Source organism: Bacteroides sp. An279 (genome assembly GCF_002159615.1).
Classification (GTDB): domain Bacteria; phylum Bacteroidota; class Bacteroidia; order Bacteroidales; family Bacteroidaceae; genus Phocaeicola; species Phocaeicola intestinalis.
Genome location: NZ_NFJA01000114.1, coordinates 1 through 10,449 on the forward strand (window position 1 = coordinate 1; position 10,449 = coordinate 10,449).

Genomic DNA, 10,449 nt, shown 5'->3' on the forward strand with positions numbered 1-10,449 from the left:
GATTCCAACTCGCGATGGACACCCTTGCTTTGGGCTGTATGATTCCCGCTATTAGGGCTCATTAGGGACTTGCACCCGTTAGCTAATACTCATGCCGAGCATACATCAACGAAAAAGGCAACTCTTTTCCAAGAGTTGCCTTCTTCTGATTTCTTTACTTCTATCAAGCCACCTTAACTTTATCAACCACAGCCTTGAAAGCTTCCGGATGATTCATAGCCAAGTCGGCCAACACCTTACGATTGATTTCAATACCGGCTTTGTGCAATGCACCCATCAGTTTTGAGTAAGACATACCTTCCAGACGGGCAGCAGCATTGATACGCTGAATCCACAATGCGCGGAAGTTACGTTTTTTAGTCTTACGGTCACGGTATGCATAAGTCAAACCTTTTTCCCATGTATTTTTGGCAACGGTCCAAACGTTCTTTCTTGCACCAAAGTAACCTCTAGTTAATTTTAAAATTTTCTTTCTTTTTGCTCTTGAAGCAACGTGATTTACTGATCTTGGCATAGTTTTAATTCATTTTTGAATGTTAGCGCCGATGTTTTACAACCGGACTTGAGGCTAATGCATTCGGTTAATAATTTAAATAATACATTTACACTACCTGCGAAGATTAACGCATACAAAGAAGTTCTTTCACTGCAGTTAAGTTTGCGCTGTGAACCAAACCCATTTTACACAAGTTTCGTTTCTGCTTCTTTGTCTTCTTAGTCAGGATATGACTATGATAAGCGTGCTTTCTTTTGATTTTACCCGTTCCGGTAAGAGCGAATCTTTTTTTAGAACCGGAGTTAGTCTTTACTTTTGGCATCTTGTTTAAGTTTTAATTATTATTATTAACTGTGGCAACGCACTATACCGGCACGTTACGCACTTTTCTCATTCTTTTCTACAACACCTGCTTCGCGCGGTTCTGCCGCTTTCGGAGCAGCAGGTTTCTTTGTTCCACCCGCTTTTTTCGGCGACAATGCAATAGTCATACGCTTTCCTTCCAAGATAGGCATCTGCTCCACTTTCGCATACTCCTCCAAATCATTGGCAAAACGAAGCAACAACACTTCACCTTGTTCTTTAAAGAGAATGGAACGTCCCTTAAAGAAAACGTATGCTTTCACCTTATCGCCTCCCTGCAAGAACCCGATAGCATGTTTCAACTTGAAGTTATAATCGTGTTCGTCAGTCTGAGGACCGAAACGGATTTCCTTTACATTGACCTTCACTTGTTTTGCCTTTTGCTCCTTTGCCCGTTTCTTCAACTGGTAAAGAAACTTAGAATAATCAATAATTCTACAAACGGGAGGAACAGCATTGGGTGAAATTTCTACCAAATCGGCACCATGTTCTTCAGCCATCCGCAAAGCTTGTGCTATAGGATAAACAGCCGATTCAATATTGTCGCCCACAATACGGACTTCTTTGGCACGAATCTGTTCATTGATTCGATGTTGCCCTTTCAAATTGTCATTTTTCATTCAAATACTTGTTTCCTTTGTCTGCTTATAATATTATTAATGTAATTATTGTTATTCTTTTTTGCCGAAAGCCAAAATGACTTTTGCAAATGCGGTTGCAAAGTTACCACTTATTTATCATATTATGAACTTCTTCCGCAATATTTTTTGCAAATTCTTCGATTTTTACCGTACCTTTATCGCCTTCTCCCTGTTTGCGGACAGAAACTTCGCCATTGGCAGCTTCTTTTTCACCCACAATCAGCATATAAGGGATGTGCTTCATCTCGTTGTCACGAATCTTGCGGCCAATCTTTTCGTTACGGTCGTCTACCAACGCGCGGATGTCGTACTTCTTCAGTTCCAGACGAACCTGGTCGGCATACTCATTAAACTTCTCCGAAATCGGAAGGACAGCAACCTGATCGGGAGTCAGCCACAACGGGAATTTACCGGCTGTATGTTCAATCAATACGGCAACAAAACGCTCCATCGAACCGAACGGCGCACGGTGAATCATTACCGGACGGTGTTTCTGGTTATCGGCACCCATGTATTCCAACTGGAAACGTTCGGGCAAGTTATAGTCTACCTGAATGGTACCCAATTGCCAACGGCGTCCGATAGCATCTTTCACCATAAAGTCGAGCTTCGGACCATAGAACGCAGCTTCGCCATATTCCACTTTCGCCTTCAGTCCTTTTTCCTGACAAGCTTCTACAATAGCCTGTTCTGCCTTTTCCCAGTTCTCATCGCTACCGATGTATTTCTCGCGGTTCACCTTGTCGCGCAAGGAAATCTGCGCTTCGAAGTTCTCGAAGTTCATCGACTTGAACACAATCGAGATAATATCCATTACACGGAGGAACTCGTCTTTCACCTGGTCGGGACGGCAGAAGATATGCGCATCGTCCTGTGTAAAGCTGCGCACACGGGTCAATCCGTGCAACTCACCGCTCTGCTCATAACGGCATACCGTACCGAATTCGGCGATACGCAAAGGCAGGTCGCGGTACGAACGCGGACTGTTGCGGTAAATCATACAGTGATGCGGGCAGTTCATCGGCTTCAGGAAATATTCCTCGCCTTCTTCCGGCGTATGAATTGGCTGGAACGAGTCCTTACCGTATTTCGCATAGTGTCCCGAAGTGACATACAACAGCTTGTTTCCGATAGGCGGACACATCACTTCCTGATAATCGTAACGTGCCTGAATGCGGCGCAGGAAATCCTGCAGGCGGATGCGCAACGCTGTACCTTTCGGCAACCACATCGGCAATCCCTTGCCTACCATATCCGAGAACATGAACAAATCCATTTCCTTGCCAATCTTGCGGTGGTCGCGTTTTTTGGCTTCTTCCAGCATGGTCAGGTATTCATCCAGCATCTTCTTCTTCGGGAAGGTAATACCGTAAATACGGGTCATCTGCTTGCGGTCTTCCTGTCCTCTCCAGTAAGCACCGGCAACCGACAACAGCTTGATAGCCTTGATAGGAGCGGTGGAAGGCAAATGCGGACCGCGGCACAAATCGGTGAATGCACCTTGTGTATAGGTAGTGATATGCCCGTCTTCCAATTCAGAAATCAACTCGCACTTATATGTCTCACCTCTCTCGCCGAACATCTTCAGCGCATCGTCTTTCGCAATGCTCTTGCGCACCAGCGGCTCCTTACGTGCAGCCAGTTCTATCATCTTCTGTTCGATAGCCGGCAGGTCGCTTTCTTTGATAACCACGTCATCTCCCGGATCTACATCGTAATAAAAACCGTTCTCGATAGCAGGACCAATGCCAAACTGAATACCCGGATACAGTTCCTGCAAAGCTTCAGCCAACAAGTGGGCACTGGTATGCCAAAATGCATGTTTACCCTGCTCGTCATCCCATTTGTAAAGAACGAAATCGGCATCTTCGTTAATAGGTCTCATCAAATCAATCGTTTCGCCATTTACGCCACAAGCCAAAACATCTTGCGCCAGACGAGAACTGATGCTCTCTGCAATCTGCAGACCAGTAACTCCTTCGTTATACTCGCGAACAGAGCCATCAGGAAAAGTTATCTTAATCATAGTCTTTTATGTTAGTCTTTTTTATTGAGTCGCAAAAATAAACAAAACTTTTTAATTATACAATTTTTAGGTGATTAGTTGACTAGTGACAAGGCAACAAGGTAACAAGGGGACTAGGTTTTAAATACCTTTAGTCAAACCATTCAGAACCTTGTTACCTTGTCACCTGGCCAACTTATCATCTTATCATCTTTCAACTACCTAATCTTCCTCCTTCATTGTGGTAAAACGCTTCAACACACTGTATGCCGAGAATATACCCAGCTCGCCCGCCTTACTCAAGTCTTGCACACCCTCGCTGTTATTACCCAAGAACACATTCGTCAGTCCCCGATTGAAATAAGCATCCGAAAAACGCGAATCAAGTTCGACAGCCTTATTATAATCCACCAATGCCGACCGGTAATCCTTCATCACGGCATAGATATTTCCACGGTTATAATACGCATAGGCAAAATCGGGAGCCAGACGAATCACTTCATCCAAATCATCGCGCACCATGGCATAATCCAGCGCACGTACCTGCAATGTTTTTTCCTGACTTTGCTCTATCTCATAATTTGCATCCCGCTTCCTGTATTCCAACTGTTTGTAGTGGATCATCGCCCGCATAAAATAGGCTGGGAAAAACGCATTGTCCTTTTCGATGGTACGGTCTAAATCTTCCAACGCATTATCAAAATCCTGTACCAGATAAAAATCAAGGGCACGTGCAAAATAGTGCAAGGCATTGTCCGGCTCTTTCACAATCTTCTCCGTTATGTCATCAATCGATGCAAAATGCTGCTTCACCTGCCTTTCGGTAAGCGAAGCTTCATTATTGGTTATCAACAACTGGTGCGGCAAGACACGACGGTTATTCAAGTCATCGATATATTTCGAATAATTAATCTGGTGTTTCACTTCATCCGGACGTTCGTAATAACTCAACACAAACATCGGCTGGGGAAGAATCGTGATATTACGGTCTTGCACACGTCCCCGATAGTCGGTCTTGTATTTCGAACGTTCGTCTTCATTGTCTGCCACTACAATCTTACGGAAATTGTTCATGTTCTTATCCGACTTCTTACGGGTCTTGTCGGCCGAAGCAGTCTGTTGCGATGTCTTTCCGTTCTGCGCATCCAGTTGCGCCTGCAATACTTTCATCTCGTCCTGGCTTGCACCTTTCAAGTCGCCTGTTTTCTTACGAGCCTCGGCACGATACTGATAGCCTGCCAAGAAATTGGGATACTCTTCCAGCACCGTAGTATAGTCACTGATGGCACCGGCATAATCTCCCGTCCTGTCACGCAGCAAGCCCCGGTTGAAGACCGCCATCATATTGTCCGGCTCTATCTGGAGCACAAAGTCGAAATCCTCTATAGCCCGGTTATCGTCTCCTACCTGGGCACGGAGCAAGCCCCGGTTGTAATGCCCGATGAAGTTATTCTTGTCGATGTCAAGAGCCAAGTCGTAATCGCTCATAGCCCCCCGCAGGTTGTTCTGGTAATAGCGTGCCAACGCACGGTTGATATACATGCCCGCATTGCGCACCGACAGGCGTATGGCTTCGGTCAGGTCGCTTTCGGCATCGGCATACTTGTTCCGCTGAAGGAAAAGCATGCCCCGTGAAGCCCACGTGTCGGCATTATAACGGTCCATTTCGATAGCCTTGTCGGCATCCGACATGGCTTGAAGCGTATCCTTCTGCTTGAGAGAGACTTCCGTACGCATCAGATAAGCATCAATATAGCGGGGGGCAATCCGGATCAGCGTATCCAAGTCGGCTTTCGCTTCCGCATAATCCTCGCTCCGCATCCGCGACAAAGCCAGATTATGCCACAGGCTGGTATTCTCAGGATCGAATGTCAACGCTTTCTCGTAATCCTGTATGGCACCCGTGTAATTTTCTTGCTGGATACGCGCGATGCCTCTCACCTGATACGTATTAGGTACATACGGATTGCGCTCAATCGATTCCGTACAATCGGCTTCCGCACCTTGAAAGTCATCCAGATTCAGTTTTGCCAGTCCACGATAAAAATACGGTTCGGCCAAGTAAGGCTTGGCATTGATAACCTGATTGAAATACTGGATGGAAAGAACATAGTCCTCAAAATAAAGAGCGTTTTTCCCGATGGCCATCACCCGGTCCGTATTAATCTGGGCACCGGCTATCATCGGGAAAAACACTCCTATATATATTATATAAATAAGCTTCCGAATCATTTCACTGTCTTCACCTTGTAAGAGCAACGGGCCTTGCCCTTCAGCATGCCGTTAAGTTTGCCTTTAATCATTTGCTTGCGGAGTGCCGACAAATGGTCGATAAACATGGTTCCTTCCAGATGGTCGAACTCATGCTGCATCACACGTGCCAGATAACCGTCCACCCACTCATCATGCGGATTCATGTCTTCATCGAGGTAGGTCACATGAATCTTGTCGGGACGTTTCACACTTTCATGAATGCCGGGCAAGCTCAAGCATCCTTCATCCATCGAAACAATGTTGTCGCCCGTTTCCACGATACGGGGATTGATATAAGCATGACGGAAGTCCTTGTACTCGGGGAAATCATCAGCCAACACATCCAGGTTTATCACCACCACACGGATGGGCAAACCTATCTGTGGAGCGGCAAGCCCTACCCCGTCGGCACGATCCATCGTCTCAAACATATTCTGAATCAATTCTTTCAAGTTCGGATAATCCGGTGTAATGTCTTTAGCTTCCTCACGCAACACCGGTTGCCCGTATACATAGATAGGTAAAATCATATTATTTAGTTCTTTAGTTTTTAAGTTTGTCAGTTCTTTAGTTTGTCAGTTCTTTAGTTTGTCAGTTCTTTAGTTTTTAAGTTTGTCTGTTTTTAGTTTGTTAGTTCTTCTGTTTGTCATTATCGAATTATTTAACTCAAAAACCTAAAAACTTAAAAACTCAAAGACTTACATTCCTCTTTTCGACTCCAAATACGACTGTAAAATAATCGTGGCACTGATTTCATCCACCAAAGCCTTGTTTTGCCGTGCTTTCTTCTTCAAGCCTCCGGCAAGCATCGCCTGATGTGCCAAGACCGATGTAAAACGTTCATCGAACAGTTCCACCGGAACATCGGGCAGTTTTTTCTTCAACTGATTCATAAAAGGCACGATATACTTCATACTTTCCGAATCCTCGTTGTTCATCTGCTTGGGATGTCCGATAACGATACGCTCCACCTTTTCTTGCCGCACATAGTCCAGCAAGAAATCCATCAGTCCATGCGTAGGCACGGTAGTCAGCCCGCTTGCAATAATCTGCATCGGGTCGGTCACCGCGATACCCGTACGCTTCTTTCCGTAATCAATTGCCAATATTCTGCTCATAATCGGCGACAAAAATACGAATTTATTCTGTATACTTCTCTATATAAACCTTAAAAGATTGCGTATTTATACTATATGAATATCCTCATTTTCCCCAATTGCCCATGCAGGGGCGTATCGCATACGCCCGAATGCGCCAACTTATCCATGAGGATGTCTTCAGGGCGTATGAGGTACATCAAGCTATTTCCATACAGATTGATAATTCCGCACCACGAAATACCACCTTCAACAGGTGAAGCTTCGTGCCAGAACACAGACGGCATACGATTTTATCCTTGCTATACTTTTCCAACTGGGCATCAGCTTCCCGGCTTTTGGCTTCCACCTCTTCATCTGTTGCAGCCGGTTTTACATATTTCAGTTCCAGAATATAGCTGTGCGCAATCTCCGGATAACGCACCCTGTCGGGCAGAAGCAAGAAATCACTATAACCATAACTCAGTTCTATTTCAGGCTCTACCAGATAAAGTGTATTCAAGGCAAGGTAAGCCTTGAAAAACCCTTGCAGGTTATGTTCACCTAAAATACTGTCCCGCACCGAAGAATTTTCCTTGTATGCCGCAGCGATACGGTGAATAAGTGGCTCCCATTCCCCATCTAACGCCAATAAACGAAAACACCCTTTCAATTGGCTTAAATCAATATCTGCACTACGCTGATAATAATCACGCATAAAACTCCAATACTGTTCTTTTACGCAGTTATTGGGAATCACCATCCTCAATTCATCCAGTTTACGGCTCCCCATCGTGAGCAACCCGTAGTAATAAAGCAAGCTGCGGAAATTATTGTCTTCCGTCACATATTCAGCAGGGAAAGAAGTCTTCAGCGTCATCAGCACAGAACCCGTTGCCGCAATTTCCTCAATAACTCCCATCCGGTTTTCCCGCTGGTTTCCCCGGTCTATACCTGCCAGCATCTGAAGTTTCTTATAATCTGTACGCACATTGACATCCACCATCTCTTTGGGAGGACGGCCGAAAGCAACCTGGTGGCGCAAGTAGTAGAGCACCATGTCACAATTGTAAAGACGTTCGGCATCTATGTAGTCTTCCGAAAAACAGTAATTGTTATACCAAGGCCTCATCTCTTCCAGCATCGCCTCGACATCAGCATCAGAACGCAATTTGCCATTATCCTGATAGTAACGGAACATCGTATGCACATCCGACTCGGAAAAGCCCAACATATAATTGAAACGGGGGTCTTGGGAAATATTCCAACCGATGTTGTAACCGCTCGAAAGGTCATCCAAGGTAATGGGAGACACACCTATCAGAAAAACACGACTGAACATGACCTTGAATATCTTGAAATATTCCCGGTAGAACCCGCTGGCGTGGGTCAGCCTGCGGAACCGCTCCTTTCCGCCTTCACTAAGAATAACGTTGGTGAAGTTGTCATACTCATCCACAATGAGGTATAAAAGATAACCTTTCTTACGTGCATGCAGATTGATATAGTTCAACTTAGCCCTGGCACTGTCTTCCGCCTTTACCTTTTCTTCGAACTCCTTATCGTAAAACCCGGCGTATGTCTCGGCAAACATGTCCAGCACCTGGCAACAATATTTATTGAAGTTACTTTCAAGCTCACCTTCATTAGACCCGCTCCCGATAACCGAGAAGTCGAAATAAACAATCTGGCAAGCGTTTTTCAGGGAAGTCGGATGAGCCTTTATCCACAGTCCGTCGAACAACGTCTCAAAACGGTCTGCCTTGGCAATATCATAATATGCCTGCATCATGCTGACGAACACACTCTTGCCGAAGCGGCGGGGACGAATCAGAAACAAGAAATCATTTGCCTCTTCCAAAAGAGGCAGATACATCGTCTTATCCACATAATACCGGTTTTTGCTCCGCACTTCCTCAAAGTTTGCCACCCCGTAAGGGATGCCTTTTACATTTGGCTTATCCATAATCCATCTTTTTTACATGATTCTTTCTACAAAGAAAGATTTTATCCTATTACAGTTTCTCCACTTCATCACGCGTGAGTCCGGTGATTTTAGCGATAATTTCCGCCGGAATGCCTTCCGATTTCATGCCACGCGCATTTTGGATATTGCTTTGCCTTATGCCTTGTTGTATGCCTTTTTCCAAACCTTCTTGCCGGCCTTCCTGCAGGCCTTGTTCTATACCTTTTTGCATACCCTGTTGCATGCCTTGTTGTATACCCTGTTGTATGCCTTGTTGTATACCTTGTTGTATACCCTGTTCCATACCTTCCCGCAAAGCATCGCTTATCAAAGTGTTCTCTACCCGCACGGCATCCCAGAAGTCATCATACCACCAGAGTTGCGCATCGCTGAAGGCAGACTCTTCGATTTGCGTCACCGCCTTGCAGATTTCCGGATTCTCTAATAACTCTTTGGGGGCTTGCCGCGTATGCTCGTCTATTTCCGTCAGATACCGCAGCCAAAGTACCGCCATTTTCTTGCCTTTGAAATCTTGTGGCTTGAATTTGGGAAGCTCTACGAAGATAAACCTCAGCCCTTCTATCACCTTGTCCGTATGCTCCACCTGCACGATTTTATAGTCGTGGTAAGCCTCCGGCACATCCGGCAGGAAAATATCGTTTACCAAGTTGAGCGAATACACGGGCTGTAGCAGTTCGTATTTGCTCTCTCTGCCTCCAAGCTGGCGCACGTACGCTTTCGAGGCGTTGAACAATACGCGCTGCATGAACGCAGGAGACCAGAGCATCTGCATCTCCACCAGAAACTGCCTGCCCATTTTGTCTTTACACCTCACGTCTACGATGCTGTTCTTCTTCAGCGGTGTCTCCGGCATCAGTTCCGGTGTCAGGTATTCGATTTCCGCAATCTCCTCTTCGGGCTTTTCGAAAGGCAGCAAGGCATTGAGCAGGCTGATGACCAAGTCGGGGTGTTCGCCGAACACTTTCTTGAAAGTCAGGTCAGCTTTAGGATCCAAGTATCTCATAATCGATGCTTTTAATGATTGCATACAAAGTTAGGGAATCTTTATCAGTTTACCAACACCTTTGAAGAAATCCTGCTCCAAAAAGAAATGTCCAAGCATGTCCGACAACACTTATCTGCATTTCCAGTCCTCTATAGTCAGGACTGCTATTCTGATAGGTCAGGACTGAGCGAGGACTGGAATGCGTAGGACCGGACAAACAATTGCATTTCCGGATAAGCCTGGTTTACTCCGGAAATACCATGATACATAGTGGCAATACACCGAAGATTGTCCGCAAACAGTTTTGCCCTGCCATAAAGTCCATCCTAAAAGGCGAAGCCGACGCGCATCCCTGCGAACCGGCTTCTGAGATTACTAATTAAAATATGTGCAGGGACGCTTCCCTGCTATTGATAGAGATAATAGAGTTTATATAATTTAGATTTGTTATATATCGCGCATACGCGTACCTTTGCAACATGAATTACCACGACCATAAAGACAACAGCAAAAGTTTCCGTGCCTTGACGGGAATTAGCCATGAACAGTTTTGTGCGCTTCTCCCTTATTTCGAGGCTGCGCATGAGGACTATTTGTCCGAGTATGAAATGACGGGGGAACGCCGTAGCGGAAAACGCCGCAG

At 45.5% G+C, this 10,449-nt stretch carries 9 protein-coding genes; all 9 read right to left on the reverse strand.

All coding sequences use genetic code 11. From position 1 onward, the window contains the following. Positions 1-163 precede the first annotated feature (163 nt). The 9 genes from rplT to B5F78_RS14855 all read right to left on the reverse strand — a co-directional run bounded on the left by rplT (position 164) and on the right by B5F78_RS14855 (position 9,824). Entirely contained in the window at positions 164-514 is a 351-nt protein-coding gene (rplT, locus tag B5F78_RS14815; protein WP_087210727.1) for a 50S ribosomal protein L20, read from the reverse strand. Positions 515-620: 106 nt separating this feature from the next. Continuing rightward, positions 621-818: a 50S ribosomal protein L35 gene (rpmI, locus tag B5F78_RS14820; protein ID WP_022040183.1), complete on the reverse strand. Its 198-nt coding sequence runs from the start codon at positions 816-818 to the stop codon at positions 621-623. 55 nt (positions 819-873) lie between these two features. Beyond that, positions 874-1,479: a translation initiation factor IF-3 gene (gene infC / locus B5F78_RS14825; RefSeq protein WP_022040184.1), complete on the reverse strand. Its 606-nt coding sequence runs from the start codon at positions 1,477-1,479 to the stop codon at positions 874-876. A gap of 103 nt (positions 1,480-1,582) precedes the next feature. After that, positions 1,583-3,526, reverse strand: coding sequence for a threonine--tRNA ligase (gene thrS / locus B5F78_RS14830; protein WP_087210722.1), 1,944 nt, complete (start codon positions 3,524-3,526; stop codon positions 1,583-1,585). Positions 3,527-3,727: 201 nt separating this feature from the next. Further along, entirely contained in the window at positions 3,728-5,737 is a 2,010-nt protein-coding gene (locus B5F78_RS14835) for a tetratricopeptide repeat protein (protein ID WP_087407076.1), read from the reverse strand. Continuing rightward, the gene (def, locus tag B5F78_RS14840; RefSeq protein WP_087407077.1) at positions 5,734-6,288 is read right to left on the reverse strand and encodes a peptide deformylase; all 555 of its coding nucleotides are present in this window, start codon (positions 6,286-6,288) and stop codon (positions 5,734-5,736) included. The genes B5F78_RS14835 and def overlap by 4 nt, the downstream gene beginning before the upstream one ends. 168 nt (positions 6,289-6,456) lie before the next feature. Further along, entirely contained in the window at positions 6,457-6,876 is a 420-nt protein-coding gene (gene ruvX / locus B5F78_RS14845) for a Holliday junction resolvase RuvX (RefSeq protein WP_022040188.1), read from the reverse strand. A 178-nt stretch (positions 6,877-7,054) separates the two neighbouring features. After that, the gene (locus B5F78_RS14850) at positions 7,055-8,800 is read right to left on the reverse strand and encodes an ATP-binding protein (RefSeq protein WP_022040190.1); all 1,746 of its coding nucleotides are present in this window, start codon (positions 8,798-8,800) and stop codon (positions 7,055-7,057) included. Between the two features lie 49 nt (positions 8,801-8,849). Beyond that, a complete protein-coding gene (locus B5F78_RS14855; RefSeq protein WP_087407078.1) occupies positions 8,850-9,824 on the reverse strand; it encodes an Rpn family recombination-promoting nuclease/putative transposase in 975 nt (324 codons plus the stop codon). Positions 9,825-10,449 lie beyond the last annotated feature (625 nt).

Excerpts from the sequence above, each read along its gene's own strand:
- ruvX (WP_022040188.1), bottom strand. The coding sequence starts at position 6,876 with ATGAGCAGAATATTGGCAATTGATTACGGAAAGAAGCGTACGGGTATC.
- rplT (WP_087210727.1), bottom strand. The coding sequence starts at position 514 with ATGCCAAGATCAGTAAATCACGTTGCTTCAAGAGCAAAAAGAAAGAAA.
- infC (WP_022040184.1), bottom strand. The coding sequence starts at position 1,479 with ATGAAAAATGACAATTTGAAAGGGCAACATCGAATCAATGAACAGATT.
- B5F78_RS14835 (WP_087407076.1), bottom strand. The coding sequence starts at position 5,737 with ATGATTCGGAAGCTTATTTATATAATATATATAGGAGTGTTTTTCCCG.
- def (WP_087407077.1), bottom strand. The coding sequence starts at position 6,288 with ATGATTTTACCTATCTATGTATACGGGCAACCGGTGTTGCGTGAGGAA.
- B5F78_RS14850 (WP_022040190.1), bottom strand. The coding sequence starts at position 8,800 with ATGGATAAGCCAAATGTAAAAGGCATCCCTTACGGGGTGGCAAACTTT.
- B5F78_RS14855 (WP_087407078.1), bottom strand. The coding sequence starts at position 9,824 with ATGAGATACTTGGATCCTAAAGCTGACCTGACTTTCAAGAAAGTGTTC.
- thrS (WP_087210722.1), bottom strand. The coding sequence starts at position 3,526 with ATGATTAAGATAACTTTTCCTGATGGCTCTGTTCGCGAGTATAACGAA.
- rpmI (WP_022040183.1), bottom strand. The coding sequence starts at position 818 with ATGCCAAAAGTAAAGACTAACTCCGGTTCTAAAAAAAGATTCGCTCTT.